Below are 20,480 nucleotides of genomic sequence, written 5' to 3'. Positions count from 1 at the left end.
GTACCCGTTCCTGACGGTTCATGCGCGTTGGCGGCGCCAGATGACCCGGGTTGTCTCCACGTAGGCGGCCGCGCGGGCCAGATGGTCGTCCGGCGGCGCGTGTTCTTTCAGCCGAGTGTGATGCGCCGCCATGGCGTTGACCAGGGTGCGTCCCTGGGGGGTCAGCGCCCGCGAACCGAGGAGTTGCGGAAGGGCCGCCTCCACCTGCTGGCGGCAGCGGCAGTGGTCGGCCCAGGCCGTGTCGCGGCGGGCCGGGGAGGTGAGGGTGAGCGCCAGCCGCAGATGGAAGTCGGCGAGCGCGAGGTGTGCGAACGCGCCCTGGAACAAGCCCTCGAAGGGCCGCGAATCGGTCCGCCAGGGAGCCCAGTAGCGCGGGGTGCCGTCCGCGGTGTGCAGCACGGTCAGCTGGGACAGGGCGAGCAGCTTGGTGTGCTGGAGTTCATGGACGAGGGTGGCGGCGAGTTCCAGGCCGCCGTGCGGGGTGCTGCTGAGCAGCGCGCCGAACGCCTCGCCGCGGGTGGCGCTGCACTGGGCGCCGGTGCCGCCGGCCAGCGGCACGAAACAGTCGAGCAGCGCGTCCACTTCGCGGGCCCGGCTGCCGTCGCCCAGCCGCAGCCAGGGCTGGGCCTCCCGCCACGCGGCCCGCCACCTGGCGTGCTCGTCGGTGGTCAGTTCGTCGGTGGCGTCCAGGCCGTAGGGATTGGTACGGCGCTCCTCGTCGCGGTACGGGTCCACGTCGTCGATCAGCACCGGGCGGCCGTGGGCCGAGTGCAGCGCGCGCAGCGGGCGCCAACCGGGCGCCGGGGAGCGCCAGATGCCGTCGTGGCCTCGGTGCACCTCGACGGTGTCAACGTCGCCGTACCCTCTCCCATCGCCGGGGGCCGCCAGGCGCAGCAGGAGCCGGTCGCCGTCGCCCTCCACCCGGGCGGTGGCGGCCTGGTCCTTCGGTACGTGGTGGCCGCCGAGGGTCGGCAGGGTCAGCACACCGTCGGTGACCGGCACTTCGGCGGTGAAGCGCAGACCCGCGCGGGCGGCGGCGGCCGCGGCGAGGGCGCCCAGGTGGGGCAGATCGGCGGCGGCGGGCGTACGGTCCCGGCGGTTCAGGGCGCGCAGGGTGCGTTCGGCCCAGGCGCCGGTGAGCGGGTAGTGCACGATCCGGCGGGCGGCGGCCGGGTCGGCGCGTTCGGCGGCCTCCAGCAGCCGCCAGTCGCGCAGCGTCCGCTCGGCGGCGCCCTCCGGCAGGCTCCCGGCGGGGGCGGTCCGCACGCTGTCGAGCAGTCCGCGCAGCAGGAGCAGCCGGGTGCCGCGCTGGTGGGCGACGAGCGTGTCGAGGGCGGCCGGGTCGCTGCCGGTCGTGCCGAGGGCGGGCAGCAGCGTGTCGGGGTCGGGCACGAACGTGGGGCGGGGCTGGTTCACCGTACGTTCTCCCGGGGTGCGGCGGCGCGGCCCGGTCCGGTGCCGGCCGCCGCGGCGAGCCGGGTGCCGATGTGACGGATGAGCAGGGCGAGGTCGGCACAGTACACCGACGGGTGGCGGAAGCCGGAGGGCGCGCGGTAGCGGTGGGCGTAGTGGCCGCCGCCGCACACGGTCACCAGTGGGCAGGCCCGGCAGGTGTCGCTCAGCGCGGCGAGCCCGGCCTGCCGGGCGGCGACGCCGGGGTGGGCGAGAGCGTCGTCGAAGCTGTGCCGGAAGACGTCGAGGCCGGTGGCGGCGGCGCCCTCGTAGGCGGACTTGAGCGAGTCGACCTGTTCGATGCTGCCGTCGGTCTCCACCACGACGGCGGTGAACGGCTGGAGGCCGAGCCGTTCGCCCGCGGCGGGCAGGCCGAGCAGCAGCGCGACGCACTCCTCGAAGAGCCGCACCCGGGTACGGCGGCGGTCGGCGTCCCACCAGCGGTCGAACACGGCGGTCAGCCAACGGCCGTACGGCGCCGGGTCGCCGGCCGGCGCGGGCAGTCCGGGGGGCGGGGAGGTCCAGTTGCCGTGCGGCAGCAGCAGGTCGATGGCCGGCGGCCGGAAGGAGAGCAGCGAGTCGTACACCTCGACAGGGTCCTGCCGCAGGTCGACGACGCAGAGCACTCCGGCGTACGTGTCGGGCGCGGTGTCGGCGAGGCGGCGCAGTCCGGCCGCGGCGGCGGGCCAGGAGGGGCGGCCGGCGTGGTCGACGCGTTCGCGGTTGTGCGCGGGCAGGCCGCCGTCGAGGCTGACGCCGATCCGGATGCCGGCGTCGCGCAGGGCGGCGATCCGGTCGTGGGTGAGGAGGGTGCCGTTGGTCTGGACGCTCGCGTGGACGGTGCAGCCCGGGGGGACCAGGCGCCTGATCCGCTCGGCGTCGGCGGCGAGGCCGGCGGCGCCGTGAAGCAGCGGCTCGCCGCCGTGGAAGACGACGGAGAGGTCGGAGAGGCGGTGGGCGGCGGCGTGTTCGGCGATGCGGTGCGCGGTGCGGAGCGCCACGGCGTCGGTGGGCGCGCGCGGCCGGTCCCGCCAGCCCTGGTCGGGCCCGGCGTAGAGATAGCAATACGTGCACGCGAGATTGCACCGACTGTGCGCCTTGACCACGAACTGCCGCACGGCCACGCCCGGTTCCGCCCGCGGCCTTGGCAACTCGCCGTCCCCGCGCCGGGCGGCCGCGGCGGGCGCGCGGACCCCCGCGCCGACAGCCCCGGGCGCGGGCAACGCGGAGTTCTCCGGACCGGCAGGTCCAGGCGCGGGCAACGCAGCGTCCCCCGCCTCCGGCGCCCCGAACGCGGGCTGCGCCGCGGTGCCGGGGCCGTCCGGCAACCGTGGTACAGAAACGGGCTGTTCTGCTCCAGGGCCGTCGGACCCGGCAGTCGCGGGTAGCGCCGAGGTTTCGGGCCCCAAGGACCCGCGCGCCGCCGCGCGTTCCGAACCGGGCGCCCCGGAAAGCAACCGCCGTATCGGCAGCGGCTGTTCCGGCTCCGGGCCGGCGAAGGCGGCCGACGCGGGTGGTGGCGGGGATTCCGGCCCTCCGGGAGGAGGTGGCGCCGGGCGCGCCGAGCCCAGTGGGCCGTCCGGCAACCGCCTTATCCGCACCGGCTGTTCCGGCTCGGGGTCGTCGGACACAGCGGGTCCGGGCCCCGGGGGCGGCGCGGGGGTTTCCACCTTGGCAGGTCCAGGCGCGGGCAACGCGGAGTTTCCCACCTCCGGCGCCCCAATCGCGGGTGACGCGGCGGGGCCGGGGCCGTCTGGCAACCGCCCTATCGGAACCGGCTGTTCCGGCCCCGGGCCGGCGGGCATGGCAGACCCGGGGGCCGGAGGCCCTGAGGCATCCCATCCGCCAGGCGCGGGCGCCGCCGCACGGACCGGTTCGGGCGGCCCGGACGGCAATCGTCGTATCGGCAGCGGCTGTTCCGGGTCGGGGCTGGCGGACACAGTGGGGGCGGGGGGTTCCGGGTGGGCAGGGCCGGGCGGGGGCGGGGCGGAGGGGTTGGGCCGCGAGGCCCGGGGGTGGGTGGTGTCCGGGCGCAGCCCTGTCCCTTTCGGCTGCTGTACCACGTGGCCTCCCCCGTTCCGGCCGCCTCGCCAGCCCCAGGGTTGTTCCCGCCCGCGGCCACGGAGCAAACGCCGCAGGTGGGGATTGGCCGTATCCCCCCGGGCGCGCGGCCAAAAGAAAACCGGCGCGCTCAGGGGCTCACTCTCACATACTGTTGTCGAAGCCCCACAGCGCCTCCGCACCCGGCGCGGTGACACGTTCGCGCAGGTCACTGACCAGCGCGGCCAGCACCGGGTGATCCGCGGTACGCAGCGACTCCAGGTCCATGCCGAGCAGGTCGAGGTCCTGCCCGCCCGGGCTGTCGCCCGCGCCGCCGTGCGGTTGCTCTGCCATCACGCGCCTCCGGTCTCGTACGGTCGGGCCCTGCCCGGGCCCCACTCACTTCGTGCTCGCTCCGGCCCCGGCGGGGGCCCGTAACACCAACCCCCCGCGGAGCGGCCCCTCACCCCTCCCCCGTCAACGCCTCCAGCCGCGCCGCCGTCAGCCGCGCGGCCTCCCCGCCCTCCTCCGGCAGCCGCCGCCACCCGGCCAGCGCCGCCCGGTACGCCTCCGCGGCTGCCCGGGGCCGGCGCGCGGACTCGTAGACGACGCCCCGCCGGTGGTGGGCCTGGGCCGCCAGCCGGATCATCGGCCCGGGCTCCGGCAGATCGCGGGCCGCGGTCGTCGCGGCGTCGGCCGCCCTGCGGTAGGCGTCGGCGGCCTGGTCGAGGCGTTCCGACCGGCCCGCGTGCTGATGGCCGAGCCAGTGCGACTCCCCCAGCTCGAACCAGATCCTGGCCACCTGCCCGGGGTCCTCCGCGGGCTGCGCGGCCAGCCCCAGGACGTATTCGGCCTCGCGCAGGTCGACCAGGTCGCGTTCCGCCTTGTAGCGCAGCACCAGCGCGCTGCCGAGCATCAACAGCCGCTCGGGCAGCTGCGGATCGCTCTCGGGCGTCTCCATCCGGCAGTCGCGCAGCACCAACACGGCACGGTTGACGAAGAGTTCACCGCCGACCAGCGCGGATCGGTCGAGCAGGGCGGCGCCCCACTCGGCCACCAGGTCCCGGTACTCGACCCGGTCGCGCGGGGTGAGCCGGCACGCCTCCTCGAACCGGCCCGCCGCGGCCTCCAGTTCACCGGGCGGGCCGCCCTCCGCGTGCCGGGCCACCCTGATCCGCCCCGCCCGCACCAGAATGCCGGCCCGCAGCAGCCGGTCCCGGGTCTCGGCCAGCGCCCGGTCCACCAGCCGCTGGGCCTCGACCAGCCGCCCGCCGACCAGGAGTTGGGCGTCGACCAGGGCGAGGGCGGCGTCCGTACGCGCCTCCGGCCCGGCCCCCTCCCGCTCCAGCGCGGCCAGCCCGGCGGTGAAGGAGGCGGCGGCCTGCTCGGCGTAGACCTGCTCGCGCTCCCGCTCGCGGGCCGCGCCCGACAGCCGCAGCAGCGCCCGGCCGTGGGCCATCGGCAGCGCGCTGGGGCGCCGGGCCGTCGGCGGCCAGGAGTCGGAGAACGCCTCCAGCATGCCGACGGTCTCCTGGAGCAGCCCGGCGTCGCCGCTCAACTCCCACTGGACCTCCAGCACTTGGACGCGCTCCAGGGTCGCGCCGAGGACCTGCTGCGTGTCGAGGCCGGGCGCGGCGCACACCGCGGTGAACTCCCGGTCGGCGCGGCGCAGCAGTTCGAGCGCGCCCCGGGTGTCGCCGACCGCCGCCCGGTCCTCCGCGGCCGCCTGGAACACCCGGGCCCGTACCGCGCGGGCCGGTACGGAACCGGGGTGCGCGACGGCGGTCTCGGCCGCCTCCTGCGCCTCGCGCAGCAGATCGGCGCCGCCGCGCAGCCGCCACAACGTGATGAGCTGCTGGGCCAGTTCGCTCCACAGCTCCGGGTCCAGGCCGCGCACCCGCTCCTGTTCCGCGGCCCGGCGCAGCAACTGCACGGCGTCCAGCAGGTTCTGGACCATGCCGTCATCGGCGAACAGGGCGGCGAGGTCACGGGCCCGCTGCACGACTGTCGAGGGCCGGGCGGCGGCCGCGGCCGCGAGTGCCGCGCGCGTACCGTCCTCGGGCAGCGGCATGAAGCGCTCCAGCACCCGGGCGGCGACCTCGGCGAAGGGCTGCGGCGACTCCGCGGCCAGCGACGCCGGGTCGTCGTAGCGCCCGAAGTCGCGGCCCGCCGAGGCCCGCGCCGCCTCCTGGACGGCGGTGCGCACGGCCGCGTCCGCTATCAGGTCGCCGGGGCCCTGGGTGAGCTGGGTTATGGCCAGGGCGGGGAAGTTGGGGCCGCTCTTGCCGAAGCGCTGCTCGACGTACTCCGAACAGTGCTTGAGCACCAGCAGCGCCTCGTCCCGGCCGAGCGGCCCGAGCAGCGCGTCCCGTACCCCGTCGGCGAACTCGTACCAGCGGTGGTCGTCGCCCTGGGCGCGGACCACCAGGCCGCTGAGCAGGACCTCGGCCAGTTCGGCGGGGCCGGAGTCGGGCAGCATCGTGCGCTGGACGAGCTGCATCACGGGCAGGAAGAGCGGCGCCGCGGCGAGGTAGACGGCGAGCTGGGCAGCCGCGGGCGAGGCGGCGGCCCGGAAGCGGCCGACGAGCGCGGGAACCGGCACGGTGGTGTGCCGGGGCGGCACATGGGTGGCGGGCTGGTCGGCCCGCACCCAGCCGACGGCCGCCGGTACCTGCCCGGCGCCCATCCCGGCCAGCAGCCGCGCCCAGGCCCCCAACGCCTCGGCGGTGGGCGGCAGTACGGGCACCGGCAGCGCGTCGGGCGCGGCGGCGGCCCCGGTGGCGCCGGCCGAGAAGCGCAGCGGCGAGGAGAGCACGAGCCCTTCGGCGCGGTGCAGTGTCCCGTACGACACGGGCAGCCGGGTGCGCGCCCACAGCCGGGCGGGCAGCGGCTGGAGTACGGCCACGGGTCCGTGCCTGGCCAGCCGGTGCAGCAGCCGGTGCGCCCGGCCGGACCGCCACAGGGGTCCCACGCAGTCGCTGACCAGCAGGGTGATCCGGCGTCCCGTGGGGTCGCTGAGCTGTTCGGCGGAGCGCAGCCCGGCCGGTTCCGGGTCGAAGCGGCCGCTGACCGCGAGGTTGCCGTCGGGGGTGCCGTGCAGATAGCGGACCAGCACCTCGTGGAAGGCGCCGAGCCGTTCGAAGACCCCGCTGAGTTCGCGGAGCATCCGGTCCCACACGTACATCGAGGAGGAGGCGTCCATCAGCAGCTGCATGGAGGCGTCGCCGCGCGAGACCGGGCGGAAGACGGGCAGCAACAAGCCTGCCGCGCGCGCGGTGCGTTCGGCGGTGGCGGTCTCGTCGAGGACCTGGCGCAACGGACGGGCCGGGCTGCGGTAGCGCTGCAACGGCCGCAGCGCGGATTGGAGTTCGAGGAGTCGGGGGAGGGCGGCGGCCTCGGGGATGGCGACACCGAGCGCCGCGGCGCCGGGCAGCAGCCGGCCGCCGCCCCGGACGCCGTCGCCCGGGTAGAGGCTGACCATCCGGTCGTCGGGCAGTTCCTTCGGCGGCGGAACCAGCCGGTTGCCGGTGCCGTCCGTACTGTCGGAGCGGGCCGGGCGGGCGTAGTCGGGGACGGGCGCGGTGCGGCCGCCGTCCCCGGCGGAGCCGTCGGCCGGGCCGGGCTCCTCGGGGAGGGGCACGGTCGGGCGGGACCAGCGGGCGAGCCAGAGGGCGTCGGCGAGTTCGGTGTCGGCGGGGTCGAGTCCGGCCCGGCTCAGCGCGCCGACGACCTCCGCGAGCAGGTCGGGAGGCGGCTCGGCGGCCAACGACGGCTCCACGGGCGACGGCTCGGCGGCCGGCGACGGCTCCACAGGCGGCGGTGGCGGCTCGGCGGCCGGTGGGGACGCGGCAGGGGCCGCCGGTGGGCCCAGGCCGGTGCCGGGTCCCTGGTCCGGCGGGTCCGCCGCGGAACGCGGACCGGGGATCTGCTCGGCCATGACCGCCTCACCTGGGCCGGTCGAGCCGCTGGATGAGCATCTCGGCCAGCCGGGTACGGGACGGCGGAGCCGCGTGGTGGGTCAGATAGATCGCGTTCAACAGCTGGTCCGTGGCGAGGAGTTCGCTGCGCGACCGTTCCAGGAACCGCTTCACCAGGTCGTCGCCGACGGTCGCCGCCTCGTCGCCGAGGTGCGCCCGTACCACCGTGGACAGCCGCTTGTGGTCGGGGCGGCCCAGCTCCAGGTGGATACAGCGGCGCAGCAGCGGCGGCGGGAAGTCCCGCTCCCCGTTGCTGGTGAGGATGACGAACGGGAAGGCCCGGCAGCGGATCCGGCCGTCCTGGAGGGTGACCCGGGCGCCGTCGTCCGTCAACACCTCGACCTGCGGCTCGCGTTCGGCCAGCCGCTCCAGCTCGGGGATGCCGAACTCGCCCTCCTCCATCACGTTCAGCAGGTCGTTGGGGAGGTCTATGTCGCTCTTGTCCAGCTCGTCGATGAGCAGCACCCGGGGCTTGGCGGTGGGCAGCAGCGCGGTGCCCAGCGGGCCCAGCCGGATGTAGCTGCCGATGCCGCCGGGCGGGGCGGTGCCGGAGTTCGCGGCGATCTGGGTGTCCTGGAGACGGGCGATGGCGTCGTAGCGGTAGAGGCCGTCCTGCAGGGCGCTGCGGCTGACGATCGGCCAGTGCAGTACCCGGCCGAGGCCGAGTTCGTACGCGACCGCGTGGGCCAGCGTGCTCTTGCCCGTGCCGGGGCTGCCGGTGACCAGCAGCGGGCGGCGCAGATAGAGCGCCGCGTTGACCATCTCCAGCTCCTCCGGGCTGGGCCGGTGCATCTCGGCCATGTGCCGGTAGGCGCCCAGCCGGCGGGCCGAGGAGCTGTCGGGGCCCGGGCCCTGCTCGACCAGCGGGCCGCCGTCGAAGTCCCGCCAGGGCGGGGGCTCGGGCAGTCCGTCCATCCCGGTGTGGGGCTCCCCGGTGCCGCGGTAGATGAGCCATTCGCCGTCCGGGGCGGGTTCGGTCACATCACTCACCTCGATACCTCGTCGTCCCTCGTCACGGACGTCACGCAGGGCAGTAACAGCACGGACGTCTCGGACGTCATGGGGTCTCCAGCAGCTCGTCGGAACCCGGCAGCGGACGGGTCGGGTCGTCGTACAGCAGCGTGAGGCCGCTGGACCAGTACGCCTCCGGTACGCCGTCGGCCACCGCCGCGCGCAACCGCGCCAGCGCGCCCGGCAGCCCGGCGGCGGTGCGCGCGTCCCGTACGGTCCGGACCGTGCCGCGGTGGAAGTCCGCGCAGACGTGCTCGGCGGCGACCGGCTCGCGGCGCCACAGCGCGACCGCGTACCCGCTGCGGGTCAGCCGGTGCAGCGCCTCGGGGGCTGCCGGGCCGCTGCGGCACAGCACGGGCAGTGTCTCGCGCGGCAGGGCCCGCAGCTCCTCCTCGGCCGGGACCGGATTCTCGGCCGCCTCGTCGCAGTCCAGGACGACCGGGGCGGGCGGACGGTGGTGGAGGGTGCGCCAGCGGCCGTGCCGCTCCTCGGCGAGGTCGGGGTCCTCGTCGGGCGGCGGGTCGGTACGGCGGACCGCCATCGGGCGCGCGGCGCCCAGCGCACGGGCTCCGGTCCCCAGGTACCAGCCGTCGGCGGCGAACGCCACCAGGGCCCCGGGGACGGCGAGTTGGAGCGCCGCGACATAGCCCGGCTCGTCGCAGCGGCGGAACGCCTCGGCCAGCGGTTCGGCCAGCCGCCGCGGCAGGTCGGCCAGGCCGGTGCCGTGGAAGTCCTCCTCCACGCAGTCCACTTCGCCGTTCTCCGGCACGACGCAGACCCGCCAGTCGTAGCGCCCGGGCTCCCAGCCGCGCGGGATGATCTCCAACTGCGCCTCGGCCCTGGGCCGCGGGGCGGCCGCGGCGCCGGCCGGGACCGACAGCGCGACCGGGGAGATCAGCCGGCGGGCCCGCAGCCGGGCCCGGCTCTGGGTGTCCAGGCTGTTGCGGAACATCCGGTTGAGGCTCTCGGCCGCGGCGGCGGTCTGCCGGGCCCAGTCGGTCAGCGCCCGCTCCACCTGCTCCTCGGCGCCGTCGGCCCGGTCGGCGATCGCGGCCAGTACGGCGTACCGCAGCACCGCCTCCAGCTCGACGGTGCCGCGCCGCAGGTCGTAGAGCAGTCCGAGGCCGTCGCGCCAGGCGCGGGGGGCGAGCGGGAGGCCCTGGGCGGGGCTGCCGCGCACCTCGGTGACGACGTCCAGCAGGCCGCGGGTGCCGGCCGGGGGCGGCAACTGGGCCAGCATGCCGAGCAGATGGGTGCGCTGGCCGGGGGTGAGCGCGCGGCCGGTGGCGGCGCCGATCTCGCTGTGCGCGTCGGTCCAGGTGAACTCGTGGTTGGGGACCAGCCGGTGGCGGTCCGCGTGGTGGAGGTCGTGGGCGGTCATCACCCGGTGGTAGAGGTCGCCGGCCGGGCCGGGATCGGCCGGCAGCCGCCGTAACTGCTGGATGGCGACCGCGAGTCCGCCGTCCCGCGCCGGACGCCTGGCCTTGAGCACGCCGATCACCTCGCCGCGCACCAGGTCCACCACGGGCCCGCCGGACATGCCCTGGGGCATCTCGTCGTCGTTGCTCAGCCGCAGTATCCCGCCGCTGCCGACGCCGAGCTGGCCGCTGACCGTGCAGTGGCCGTTGTACGGCACGACCTGGCCCTCGCCCGCCACCCAGCCGAAGTACACCACCTGATTGGTGGAGTACGCCTTGGCGGTGCGCTCGGTGAGCCACACACAGGGGTGGTCGACGTGGTCGAGCAGCCGGATCAGGGCCAGATCGGGGGCCGGCCAGTTGCCGGTGACCGCGCGCGCGGCGGGCTCCGCCCACTCCACGACGCCCTTGAGCAGCTTCTCGCCGTAGCCGACCGACACCCTGCGGGCCGCCGCCTCCACGGGCTCCTCCCCTTCGGCCAGGACCACATGGGCGCAGGTGAGCACCCAGTTGGGAGCGACGAAGAAGCCGCTGCCCAGGAAAGGATTCCCGGCTTCCACCCCGTGAATGCGTACCGTCGCCTCGGCGACCAGGGGCACCAGGATCTCGGTGGCGTCGACGTGCTCCTCCTGTGCGCCCCCGGGGATCACAGCGCACCGCCCGGGCGCGCGGTGGCGGGGAACGCTCCGGTTGCCGCCGTCCGCACGCCGATCGTCCCCCCACTGGCCAGGTCGTCTCCGAAGGCTAGCGCCCTCCCGCTCCGGCGCGGGGCGCTTCCCGGACACTGCCTATCCTTGCCGTGTACGTCCGTCCGACCCCGCGTTTCTGCGCTGTTTCTGCCCGTCCGTTCCCTGTCCCATCCCTGTCCCATCCCTGTTTCCGGAGCAGATCTTGTACTTCACCGACCGCGGCATCGAGGAGCTGGCCGACCGGCGAGGCGAGGAGGAGGTCAGCTTCGACTGGCTCTCCGACCGGCTGCGTGAATTCGTCGACCTCAACCCGGAGTTCGAGATTCCGGTCGAGCGGCTGGCCACCTGGCTGGCCCGGCTGGACGACGAGGACGAAGAGGAGTGAGCGGAGGGTGACCGCGAGGGGTGGCGCTCGGGAGCGGCGGGGATCGGGAGCAGCGGGGGTCGGGAGCGGCGGGGGGCGGGAGCGGCGGGGGGCGGGAGCCGTACCGACCGCTTGACTTCCCCGGTACGCGATATATCGTGTCTTCTGGAAGACGCGATATGTTGCGTTGCTGGCGCACCCGAGGAGGGGCACGATGAGCGACACGTCGGAGCGGACGGTCACACAGCCGGAGAAGTTCGTCTTCGACGAGCGGGTGGACGCCCTGAGCGTGCGGATCGTCGGCGGCGCGGTCAATGTCGTCGGCATCGAGGAGGGCCCCTCCCGGGTCGAGATCACCGAGTTGGAGGGACCGCCGCTCAAGGTCCAGCTGCACGGCTCCACCCTCACCGTCACCTATGACGACCTGCCGTGGAAGGGCCTGCTGAAATGGCTCGACCGCAAGGGCTGGAAGCGGCACGCGGTGGTCTCCCTCGCGGTGCCGCAGGGCACCTCGGTGGAGGTCGGCGTGGTCGGCGCGGGCGCGGTGATCTCCGGCATCTCCGGGCCCACCAGCGTCCAGGGCGTCAACGGCGACACCACCCTGGTCGGCCTCACCGGCTCGGTGAAGGCATCCACCGTGGCGGGCAACGTGGAGGCGCAGTCCGTCTCGGGCGATCTGCGGGTCAACACCGTCTCCGGTGATCTGACCGTCGTGGAGGGCAGCGGATCGCACGTCAAGGCCGACTCGGTGAGCGGCAGCATCGTGCTCGACCTGGACCCCTCGGCGGGCGCCGACGTCCGGCTGACCACGGTCTCCGGCGAGATCGCCATCCGTATCCCCGAGCCCGGCGACGCCCGGGTGGAGGCCAGCACCACCAGCGGCCCGGTCTCCTGCGCCTTCGACGAACTCCAGGTCGGCGGCCAGTGGGGCGCCAAGCGCATCACCGGCCGGATCGGCCGCGGCGGCGCCCGGCTGAAGGCCACCACCGTCTCGGGCGGCATCGCGCTGCTGCGCAGGCCGCCGCTGGACGACATGCGGGGGGACACCGCTGAGGACGCTGCGGACGTGCCCGAAGGCCCCCGGGGGGAAGCGCAGGGGGACACGCCGGGGGGCTCGCCGGGGGACACGCCCTCGTTCCGGAAGGACATCTGACATGGCGCCCGTCTTCGCCCACGGCCGGCTGCGGCTCTACCTGCTCAAGCTGCTCGACGAGGCGCCGCGCCACGGCTACGAGGTGATCCGCCTGCTGGAGGAGCGCTTCCAGGGGCTGTACGCGCCCTCGGCCGGCACGGTCTACCCGCGGCTGGCCAAGCTGGAGAAGGAGGGGCTGGTCAGCCACTCCACCGAGGGCGGCCGCAAGATCTACTCCCTCACCGACGACGGCCGGGCCGAACTCGCCTCCCGCGCCGACGAGATCGCCGGGCTCGAAGCGGAGATCCGCGAGTCCGTCTCCACGCTGGCCGCCGAGATCCGCGAGGACGTGCGCGGCGCCGCGGGCGATCTGCGCCGCGAGGTGCGCGCCGCGGCCCAGCAGGCCCGTACGCCCACGGGCGACGGCCAGGACGCCCGGCAGGAGTGGAGGGAACAGGCCAAGCAGGCCAAGGAGGAGAGCCGCCGGGCGAAGGAGGAGGCCCGCGACGCGCGACGCCAGGCCAAGGCGGCCCACGAGGCCATGGACAGCGCGCGGGACGAGGTGCAGCGGATCGCCCGGCAGGTGCAGGAGCAGGTCCAGTCGCGGGCCAGGACCGGCGACTGGCAGGCCGGGCTGCGCGAGGGCCTGGCCGAACTCACCCGGGAGCTGGGCCAGTTCGGCTCGCCCTCGAAGTCCGGCCCGTTCGGCACACCCGGCCCCTTCGGCGGCGGGGCGGACACGCCGGCCGGCACCCCGTGGGGGTACGCGACGACGCCCGCCGGTGACGGCGGCCCGGCTCCCGACGACGGTGTCCCGCCCTCCGCGGACCCCTTCCGCGACCTGGAACGGCTGCTCGACCGCTTCCGCGACGACATCCGCGACGCGGCCCGCGACCAGGGCGTGGACGACGCCCGGCTGCGCGAGGTGCGCCGCCATCTGTCCTCGGCGGCGGCCGCGATCGTGGCGGCGCTGCACGGCCCGGCCAAGCCGTAGGGCGGGCCCGCGCGCGGCGGGCCCGGCCGGATGTCGGCCGCTCCGGCACTCGGCGGCGGGCCGGGCGGGCGGCCGCCGGACGCGGGCCCGCGCGGGGGCGGGTACGTGCCGGTGCCGTACGTGCGGTCGCGTACCGGCCCCGTACGCACCGGGCGGCCCAGGCCGCCCGAGCCGCCCGAGCCGCCCCTGCGGCGCCGCTACGCGGTCAGCACGATCTTGCCGAACGCCTCGCCCGCCGCGAGGCGTTCGAAGCCCTCACGGGCCCGGTCCAGCGGCAGCACCGAGTCGATCACCGGCCGTACTCCGGTCGCCGCGCAGAAGCCGAGCAGGTCCTCCAGCTCGTCCTTGGAGCCCATCGTGGAGCCGACGACCTTGAGTTCGAGGAAGAAGATCCGGTTCAGCTCGGTGGCCGGCGGGTTGACGCCGCTGGTGGCACCGGAGATCACCAGGGTGCCGCCGGGCCGCAGCGACTTGATCGAGTGCGACCAGGTGGCCGCGCCCACGGTCTCGATCACCGCGTCGACCCGCTCGGGCAGCCGGGCGCCCGGCTCGAACACCCCGTGCGCGCCCAGCTCTTCGGCCCGCTTGCGCTTCCCCGCGTCCCGGCTGGTCGCGTAGACCCGCAGCCCGGCGGCCTTCGCCAGCACGATCACGGCCGTCGCGACCCCGCCGCCCGCGCCCTGCACCAGCACCGAGTCCCCGGGCCGGACGCCGGAGTTGGTGAAGAGCATCCGATAGGCCGTCAGCCACGCGGTGGGCAGGCAGGCGGCCTCCTCGAAGGACAGCTCCTTCGGCTTCGGCAGGACATTCCACGCCGGTACGGTCACCCGCTCGGCGAACGTCCCCTGGTACACCTCGGTGAGGATCGAGCGGCGTTCCTTGGGGCTCACCCCGTAACCGGTCTGGCCGATCACCGAGTGCACCACCACCTCGTTGCCGTCCTCGTCCACCCCGGCCGCGTCGCAGCCGAGGATCATCGGCAGGCTCTCCTGCCCGAGGCCGACCCCCTTGAGCGACCACAGGTCGTGGTGGTTCAGCGAGGCGGCCCTGACCCGGATCGTGGTCCACCCGGCCCGCTGCTCCGGCTCGGGTCGCTCCCCCAGCTCAAGCCCGCCCAGCGGCTGTTCGGCGTCGATACGCGCGGCATACACAGCAAACATGGCTCGACCCTAGGCCCGTGCCGCCCGTTCAGGAACCGCCCCGCGGTGTGACACGGACCGCTCGGGCCGGACACGACCGTGCCCGGCGGGCCGGGATCGGCACGCCGGGCACGGGGGTGACCCGGAAGGGGTCAGGCCTGCTTGGTCTCCCAGAAGATCTTGTCGATCTCCGCGATCAGGTCAAGGGCCTTCTGGCCCGTGGCCGGGTCGTTGGAGGCCTTGGCGGCACTCAGGGCCTTGAGGGTGTCGTTCACCAGCTGGTGCAGCTGCGGGTACTTCTCGAAGTGCGGAGGCTTGAAGTAGTCGCTCCACAGCACCGAGACGTGGTGCTTGGCGAGCTCCGCGCGCTGCTCCTTGATGATGATGGCACGCGTACGGAAGTCCGCGTCCTCGTTGGCCTGGTACTTGTCCTGGACCGCCTTGACGGACTCGGCCTCGATACGGGCCTGGGCCGGGTCATAGACACCGCAGGGCAGGTCGCAGTGGGCGCTGACCTTCACCTTGGGCGCGAACAGGCGAGTGAACATGGCTGTCCTTCCTCGTGATCGTCTTTCAGGTGGGACATTACTCCCTGGAGGACTCGTTTTCTCGGCTGCCCCGGGTGGCTTAGGACAAAAGTCTGGTGTCACTCTGGGAGCGGGAAACGAACCAGGAGGCGGAGGATGCGGGAGCAGGGGGCCAGGCTGTCATGGCAGCTGGTCGAGGTCACTGGTCCGTCGATGGCACCCACGCTGCTGCACGGGGACTGGCTGCTGATCCAGAAGATCCGCAGCGGCGCCGAGCTGGTGCGCGCGGGAGATGTGGTGGTGCTCCGGCACCCACTGCAACAGGATCTGCTGATCGTCAAACGGGCCGTGGAACGCCGCGAGGGCGGCTGGTGGGTGCTGGGCGACAACACGTTCGTGGAGAACGACAGCCGGGAGTTCGGCACCGTGCCGGACGAGATGGTGCTGGCCCGGGCGAGAGGGCGGTTCCGGCCACCGCGTGAGCTTCAGCGCTCGGTGACGGGGGTGGCCTCCTGGGCGGCCTCCTGCGTACGGCCGCTGCGCGCGGACCGGTCGTTCTCCAGGCGCTTGCGCGCCCGGTAGGCCGCCACGTTCGCTCGCGTGGCACAGCGGTCGGAGCAGTACCGGCGTGAACGGTTTGTCGATGTGTCGACGTACGCGTTGCGGCAGGGGGCGGCCTCGCAGATGCCGAGGCGGTCCGCGCCCAGGCTGGTGAGCTGGAAGGCCAGGCCCATGCAGGCGGTGGCCGAGAAGCCCGCGCCCGCGTTCGCCGCCTGGTCGGCGAGATGCATGTGCCAGTCGGGGCGCCCGGTGGCGGCCGGCAGGTCGTGTCCGGAGATCTGCGGGCTGACCGGGAACTCCAGCATCAGCGCGTTGAGCAGGTCCACCGCCCTGACCTCGTCGCCCTCGTCGGCGGCCTCGAAGACACCGCGCAGCCGGGTGCGTACGGCACGCAGCCGCGCCACGTCCGCGTCGACCACCCGGGTGCCGGACTGTCCACCGGCGCCGATGAGTTCCCGTACCGCCTCGACGGAGGTCAGTGTGTCGGTGCCGCGCTTGGGCTCCTCGCTGTTGACGAGGCGCACCGCGTAGTCCGAGTAATAAGCCAGTTCCACTTGTGGTCCTTACTAGGCGCGGTCCGGGAGCGGGGACAGCCGAATCGGTAATGACCAAACAAGCTATCAGGGTATTACAGTTCGCGGACCGGTGGAACCCCAAGGCGGCCGGACGCCCCGGGGCACGGGCAGCGCACCCGTGCCCCAGGGCGGAGGGCGAAGCGTCCGAGGTGTCACAGCACCTTGGAAAGGAACGCCTTCGTACGGTCGTGCCGGGGGTTGCCCAGCACATCGCGCGGATGGCCCGACTCCACGACCACACCGTCGTCCATGAAGACCAGCGCGTCGCCCACCTCCCGGGCGAAGCCCATCTCATGGGTGACCACGATCATGGTCATGCCGTCCTCGGCGAGCCCGCGCATGACGTCGAGCACATCGCCGACCAGCTCGGGGTCGAGCGCCGAGGTCGGCTCGTCGAAGAGCATCAGCTTGGGCTCCATGGCCAGCGCCCGGGCGATGGCCACCCGCTGCTGCTGCCCGCCGGACAGCTGCGCGGGGTAGTGGGCCGCCTTGTCGGCCAGCCCCACCCGGTCGAGCAGCCGCCCGGCGCGCTCCCTGGCCACCGCCCTGGCCTCCCGCTTGACCTGGACCGGCCCCTCCATGACGTTCTCCAGCGCGGTCATGTGCGGGAAGAGGTTGAAGCGCTGGAAGACCATCCCGATGTCACGGCGCTTGGCGGCGACCTCACGGTCCTTCAGCTCGTGCAGCTTGTCGCCGCGCTGCCGGTAGCCGACCAGTTCGCCGTCGACCCACAGCCGGCCGGCGTTGATCTGCTCCAGGTGGTTGATGCACCGCAGGAAGGTCGACTTGCCCGACCCCGAGGGGCCGATCAGGCAGAACACCTCGCGCGGCGCGACCTCCAGATCGATGCCCTTGAGGATGTGCGCGGCCCCGAAGGACTTGTGGACGGCCTCGGCCCGCACCATCGGTTCGACACTCATCAGGCCACCTTCGGTCGGCGCAGGGTGGTCAGATTGGACTTGACCTTCTGCCACGGGGTCAGCGGCAGCGACCGCAGCGAACCGCGGGCGTAACGGCGCTCCAGATAGAACTGGCCGACGCTGAACACACTGGTCAGCGCCAGATACCAGATGGACGCGACAAAGAGCATCTCCATCACCGCGGTGGTGTCGCTGCCGATGTCGGAGGTCGCCCGCAACAGCTCCTGGTACTGGACCACCGACACCAGCGAGGACGTCTTGAGCATGTTGATGAACTCGTTGCCGGTCGGCGGGATGATCACCCGCATCGCCTGCGGGAGAACGATCCGCCGCATGGTCCGGGCGCCGGTCATGCCCAGCGCCTGCGACGCCTCGGTCTGCCCCTCGTCCACCGACTGGATGCCGGCCCGGACGATCTCCGCCATGTAGGCGCCCTCGTTGAGGCCCAGGCCCAGCAGGGCGGCCACGAAGGGGGTCATGATGGCGACGGTGTCGTTCTTGTACAGCGGCATCAGGTTGATCACGGGGAAGATCAACGAGAGGTTGAACCACATCAGCAGCTGCACGTACACCGGGGTGCCGCGGAAGAACCAGATGTACAGCCAGGCGACCCCGCCGGTGACCGGGTTCTTCGACAGCCGCATCACCGCGAAGAGCACACCGAGCACCAGGCCGAGCGCCATCGAGCAGACCGAGATCAGCACGGTGTGCCAGGCGCCCTTGACCACGGTGTCGTCGAGGAGCTTGCCGCGCACCGCGCCCCAGAGGATGTCGCCCTGGGAGAAGGCGTAGGCCAGCCACGCCAGCAGGGCGAGCACCACGACCGCGCTGACCCAGCGGCCGTAGTGCCGTACCGGTATCGCCCGGATCGGCTCGTACGGCACCGCGGCCGGCCCCTCCGGCAGGACGGCGGCCGCGGGGTCGGCGGGCGGGTCGGCGGGCGGGTCCGCGGGCGGGGTGTCCGCGGGCCCCTTGTCCAGCTTGTCAGTCACGCCGACCGCCCTTCATCCGTCGGGGCACGGTCAGGAACCGCCGTTGACGGCCGCCTGGCTGATGGCACCGGTCGCCGCGTTCCACTTCTCCAGCACCTTGGCGTAGGAGCCGTCCGCGATGATCGCGTCCACGGCCTCCTTGAGCACGTCCCGCAGCTGGCTGTTGCTCTTGTCCAGCGCGATGCCGAAGGGGCCCGCGTCGGCCGGGGAGCCGGCGATCTCGAAATCGTTGCCGTTGCCGGACTTCTGGGCGATGTACGCGGCCACCGGGGTGTCGTTGAGGTCGGCGACCGCGCCGCCGGCCTTGACCCGGGTCTGCGCCTCGGCGTCGGTGTCGAAGGGCTGGATGGTCAGGCCCTTGCTGCCGCAGGCGGTCTTCTGCGCCTTGAACGCGTCCTGGTAGATCGTGCCGCGCTGGACGGCGACGGTCTGGCCGCACAGATCGGCCAGGGACTTGATGCCCTTGGGGTTGCCCTTCTTCACGAGCAGCGACGAACCCGAGGTGTAGTAGTCGACGAAGTCGACGCCCTTGCCGGTCTTCTTGCCCTTGTCGTCCAGGCCCTCCTGGCGGGCCTTGGTGTCGCTCATAGCGGACATCACGACGTCGGAACGGCCGGTGTAGAGCGAAGTGATCAGGCCGTCGAACTTGCCGTTGGTGAACTCGAACCTCACGCCCAGCTGCTGGGACAGCGCGTCCGCCAGATCGGGGTCGATACCGACGATCTTGCCGTTCTCGGTCTGTTCCATCGGCGCGTACGACGCGTCCGTGCCGACCTTGATGACGCCGCTGTCCTGGTATTTCTGGGGCAGCTTGGCGAAGAGCGGCGCGGCGGAGGTACTGGTCGCCGCCGGTTTGCCGGTGTCATTGCCCTTGGGGTTGCCCGAGGAATCGTCCTTCTTGGTCTGGTCGCCGCACCCGGTGATCACCAGGGTGCCGGCGACCGCGAGTGCGGCGACCGCGGTGAAACGTGAAAGGACGGCCGTGCGCCTGGCAGTGCCTGCGGTCATCGCTGTGTCCTCCTGCGAGGTGATGGAGATCCTCCGGAGCGGTGGCACACGCCTTCGAGTACCGCCACCCTGTGTGATCTGTGCATCTTGCCATCCGGACAGCCCCGCCCAGGGTGCCCGTTGTGTCAAAATCGGATAACGGGCGATCCCCGGGCGCCCATCGGGCCGGTACACCAAGGCCGGACCGCGATGGGGCCGTGCCGATCAATTTGTACTCGTCACCGGAATCGGCTTCCGGTAGAACGGGTCATCACCCCTCATCCGGGGCCTTTGGCACGCGTGCGGCGTGCCGGGCGTCGTCATGCCTCCACAGCTCACTCGTTCGTGGCGGCAATCGACGCCGAGCCCGACTCCCCCGTGCACTGTCCGGGCGGAGCACTCTCCCTCAACATTCGACAAAGGGGTCACAAGTGGCAGCGGAGATCGTTAATCCCCCGGCCGGCACCGATACGGAGGACTTCCCTATCGATCCGGTCTTCGCCCTGCACCGGGGCGGCAAGATGGCGGTGACCTCCACCGTGCCGATGCGCGACGCCGACGACCTGTCGCTCGCCTACACACCGGGCGTCGCCGAGGTCTGCACGGCCATCGCCAACACACCGGAGCTGGTGCACGACTACACGTGGAAGTCCCAGGTGGTCGCCGTCGTCACGGACGGCACGGCGGTGCTCGGACTCGGTGACATCGGTCCCGAGGCGTCGCTGCCGGTGATGGAGGGCAAGGCGATCCTCTTCAAGCAGTTCGGCGGGGTGGACGCGGTCCCGATCGCCCTCGCCTGCACCGACGTGGACGAGATCGTGGAGACCGTGGTCCGGCTCGCGCCGTCCTTCGGTGGGGTGAATCTTGAGGACATCTCCGCGCCGCGCTGCTTCGAGATCGAGCGGCGGCTCCAGGAGCGGCTGGACATCCCGGTCTTCCACGACGACCAGCACGGCACCGCCGTGGTGACACTGGCCGCGCTGCGCAATGCCGCGAAGCTCACCGGGCGTTCGCTGGGCGAGCTGCGGGCGGTGGTCTCCGGGGCCGGGGCCGCCGGGGTCGCCATCGCGAAGATCCTGGTCGGGGCGGGCATCGGCGATGTCGCGGTGACCGACCGCAAGGGCGTGGTGCACGCCGGCCGGGACGACCTCAACCCGGTCAAGCGGGAGCTGGCGTCGTATACGAACAAGGCCGGACGCACCGGTTCGCTGGAGTCGGCGCTCGACGGCGCCGATGTCTTCATCGGGGTGTCCGGCGGTACGGTCCCGGAGTCCGCGGTGGCCACGATGGCGAAGGGGGCGTTCATCTTCGCGATGGCCAACCCGACGCCGGAGATCCACCCGGAGGTCGCCCGCGCGTACGCGGCGGTCGTGGCGACCGGGCGCAGCGACTTCCCGAACCAGATCAACAATGTGCTGGCCTTCCCGGGGATCTTCGCCGGGGCCCTCCAGGTGCGGGCCTCGGCCATCACCGAGGGGATGAAGCTCGCCGCCGCGGACGCCCTCGCCGCGGTCGTCGCCGATGAGCTGTCCGCCGAGTGCGTGATCCCGTCCCCCTTCGACCCCCGGGTGGCCCCGGCGGTCACCGCCGCCGTCGCCGCGGCCGCCCGCGCCGAAGGCGTCGCCCGCCGCTGACGCCTTCCCGCCGCGCCACGCGCCCCTGCCCCTGTGGGGCAGGGGCGCGTTCGACCCCGGATGAGTGA

The 20,480-nt window shown here is 73.4% G+C and carries 17 protein-coding genes; 5 read left to right on the top strand and 12 right to left on the bottom strand.

Going from position 1 to position 20,480, the window contains the following annotated elements:
- Window positions 1-18: 18 nt before the first annotated feature.
- The 6 genes from OHA30_RS24465 to OHA30_RS24440 all read right to left on the bottom strand — a co-directional run bounded on the left by OHA30_RS24465 (window position 19) and on the right by OHA30_RS24440 (window position 10,548).
- Window positions 19-1,416, bottom strand: coding sequence for an aKG-HExxH-type peptide beta-hydroxylase (locus tag OHA30_RS24465; RefSeq protein ID WP_328916015.1), 1,398 nt, complete (start codon window positions 1,414-1,416; stop codon window positions 19-21).
- Window positions 1,413-2,576, bottom strand: a complete 1,164-nt coding sequence (locus tag OHA30_RS24460) for an FxsB family cyclophane-forming radical SAM/SPASM peptide maturase (protein ID WP_328916014.1) — start codon at window positions 2,574-2,576, stop codon at window positions 1,413-1,415. The genes OHA30_RS24465 and OHA30_RS24460 overlap by 4 nt, the downstream gene beginning before the upstream one ends.
- A gap of 1,081 nt (window positions 2,577-3,657) precedes the next feature.
- Entirely contained in the window at window positions 3,658-3,846 is a 189-nt protein-coding gene (gene fxsA / locus OHA30_RS24455) for an FxSxx-COOH cyclophane-containing RiPP peptide (protein ID WP_328916013.1), read from the bottom strand.
- Between the two features lie 109 nt (window positions 3,847-3,955).
- Entirely contained in the window at window positions 3,956-7,429 is a 3,474-nt protein-coding gene (locus OHA30_RS24450; RefSeq protein ID WP_328916012.1) for an SAV_2336 N-terminal domain-related protein, read from the bottom strand.
- Window positions 7,430-7,436: 7 nt separating this feature from the next.
- The gene (locus OHA30_RS24445) at window positions 7,437-8,450 is read right to left on the bottom strand and encodes an AAA family ATPase (protein ID WP_328916011.1); all 1,014 of its coding nucleotides are present in this window, start codon (window positions 8,448-8,450) and stop codon (window positions 7,437-7,439) included.
- 76 nt (window positions 8,451-8,526) lie between these two features.
- The gene (locus OHA30_RS24440) at window positions 8,527-10,548 is read right to left on the bottom strand and encodes a VMAP-C domain-containing protein (protein ID WP_328916010.1); all 2,022 of its coding nucleotides are present in this window, start codon (window positions 10,546-10,548) and stop codon (window positions 8,527-8,529) included.
- Window positions 10,549-10,789: 241 nt separating this feature from the next.
- Here OHA30_RS24440 and OHA30_RS24435 point away from each other — a divergent pair, with 241 nt between their 5' ends.
- The 3 genes from OHA30_RS24435 to OHA30_RS24425 all read left to right on the top strand — a co-directional run bounded on the left by OHA30_RS24435 (window position 10,790) and on the right by OHA30_RS24425 (window position 13,077).
- The gene (locus OHA30_RS24435; RefSeq protein WP_328916009.1) at window positions 10,790-10,972 is read left to right on the top strand and encodes a DUF6104 family protein; all 183 of its coding nucleotides are present in this window, start codon (window positions 10,790-10,792) and stop codon (window positions 10,970-10,972) included.
- Between the two features lie 193 nt (window positions 10,973-11,165).
- Window positions 11,166-12,104 (top strand): DUF4097 family beta strand repeat-containing protein, encoded by a 939-nt coding sequence (locus OHA30_RS24430; RefSeq protein ID WP_328916008.1) that lies wholly within the window; start codon window positions 11,166-11,168, stop codon window positions 12,102-12,104.
- 1 nt (window position 12,105) lies between these two features.
- Window positions 12,106-13,077 (top strand): PadR family transcriptional regulator, encoded by a 972-nt coding sequence (locus OHA30_RS24425; protein WP_328916007.1) that lies wholly within the window; start codon window positions 12,106-12,108, stop codon window positions 13,075-13,077.
- Window positions 13,078-13,274: 197 nt separating this feature from the next.
- Here OHA30_RS24425 and OHA30_RS24420 read toward each other — a convergent pair whose 3' ends face one another.
- Both OHA30_RS24420 and sodN read right to left on the bottom strand, forming a co-directional pair.
- Window positions 13,275-14,237, bottom strand: a complete 963-nt coding sequence (locus OHA30_RS24420) for a zinc-binding dehydrogenase (RefSeq protein ID WP_328916006.1) — start codon at window positions 14,235-14,237, stop codon at window positions 13,275-13,277.
- A gap of 131 nt (window positions 14,238-14,368) precedes the next feature.
- Window positions 14,369-14,764 (bottom strand): superoxide dismutase, Ni, encoded by a 396-nt coding sequence (sodN, locus tag OHA30_RS24415; RefSeq protein WP_328916005.1) that lies wholly within the window; start codon window positions 14,762-14,764, stop codon window positions 14,369-14,371.
- 135 nt (window positions 14,765-14,899) lie between these two features.
- Here sodN and sodX point away from each other — a divergent pair, with 135 nt between their 5' ends.
- On the top strand, window positions 14,900-15,325 hold the full coding sequence (sodX, locus tag OHA30_RS24410) for a nickel-type superoxide dismutase maturation protease (RefSeq protein WP_328916004.1): 426 nt from the start codon (window positions 14,900-14,902) through the stop codon (window positions 15,323-15,325).
- Here sodX and OHA30_RS24405 read toward each other — a convergent pair.
- From OHA30_RS24405 to OHA30_RS24390, 4 genes are all read right to left on the bottom strand, one after another.
- Complete coding sequence (locus OHA30_RS24405; RefSeq protein ID WP_328916003.1) at window positions 15,229-15,858, bottom strand: CGNR zinc finger domain-containing protein; 630 nt, start codon at window positions 15,856-15,858, stop codon at window positions 15,229-15,231. The genes sodX and OHA30_RS24405 overlap by 97 nt on opposite strands.
- Before the next feature lie 173 nt (window positions 15,859-16,031).
- Window positions 16,032-16,799, bottom strand: a complete 768-nt coding sequence (locus OHA30_RS24400) for an amino acid ABC transporter ATP-binding protein (RefSeq protein WP_328916002.1) — start codon at window positions 16,797-16,799, stop codon at window positions 16,032-16,034.
- A complete protein-coding gene (locus OHA30_RS24395) occupies window positions 16,799-17,791 on the bottom strand; it encodes an amino acid ABC transporter permease (protein WP_405785337.1) in 993 nt (330 codons plus the stop codon). Before OHA30_RS24395 ends, OHA30_RS24400 begins: the two co-directional genes overlap by 1 nt.
- Window positions 17,792-17,821: 30 nt before the next feature.
- Window positions 17,822-18,799: an ABC transporter substrate-binding protein gene (locus tag OHA30_RS24390; RefSeq protein WP_328916001.1), complete on the bottom strand. Its 978-nt coding sequence runs from the start codon at window positions 18,797-18,799 to the stop codon at window positions 17,822-17,824.
- 410 nt (window positions 18,800-19,209) lie between these two features.
- Here OHA30_RS24390 and OHA30_RS24385 point away from each other — a divergent pair, with 410 nt between their 5' ends.
- Window positions 19,210-20,412: an NAD(P)-dependent malic enzyme gene (locus OHA30_RS24385; RefSeq protein ID WP_328916000.1), complete on the top strand. Its 1,203-nt coding sequence runs from the start codon at window positions 19,210-19,212 to the stop codon at window positions 20,410-20,412.
- Window positions 20,413-20,480 lie beyond the last annotated feature (68 nt).

The sequence above is a fragment of the Streptomyces sp. NBC_00223 genome, assembly GCF_036199905.1.
Classification (GTDB): Bacteria; Actinomycetota; Actinomycetes; order Streptomycetales; family Streptomycetaceae; genus Actinacidiphila.
Note: the sequence above shows the minus strand (reverse complement) of the source record. Positions and strands in the feature narration are given on the sequence as shown.

What these genes read in the sequence shown, in the direction of transcription:
- fxsA (WP_328916013.1), bottom strand. Translation starts at nt 3,846, where the DNA reads ATGGCAGAGCAACCGCACGGCGGCGCGGGCGACAGCCCGGGCGGGCAG.
- OHA30_RS24450 (WP_328916012.1), bottom strand. Translation starts at nt 7,429, where the DNA reads ATGGCCGAGCAGATCCCCGGTCCGCGTTCCGCGGCGGACCCGCCGGAC.
- OHA30_RS24430 (WP_328916008.1), top strand. Translation starts at nt 11,166, where the DNA reads ATGAGCGACACGTCGGAGCGGACGGTCACACAGCCGGAGAAGTTCGTC.
- OHA30_RS24425 (WP_328916007.1), top strand. Translation starts at nt 12,106, where the DNA reads ATGGCGCCCGTCTTCGCCCACGGCCGGCTGCGGCTCTACCTGCTCAAG.
- OHA30_RS24420 (WP_328916006.1), bottom strand. Translation starts at nt 14,237, where the DNA reads ATGTTTGCTGTGTATGCCGCGCGTATCGACGCCGAACAGCCGCTGGGC.
- sodN (WP_328916005.1), bottom strand. Translation starts at nt 14,764, where the DNA reads ATGTTCACTCGCCTGTTCGCGCCCAAGGTGAAGGTCAGCGCCCACTGC.
- sodX (WP_328916004.1), top strand. Translation starts at nt 14,900, where the DNA reads ATGCGGGAGCAGGGGGCCAGGCTGTCATGGCAGCTGGTCGAGGTCACT.
- OHA30_RS24400 (WP_328916002.1), bottom strand. Translation starts at nt 16,799, where the DNA reads ATGAGTGTCGAACCGATGGTGCGGGCCGAGGCCGTCCACAAGTCCTTC.
- OHA30_RS24390 (WP_328916001.1), bottom strand. Translation starts at nt 18,799, where the DNA reads ATGACCGCAGGCACTGCCAGGCGCACGGCCGTCCTTTCACGTTTCACC.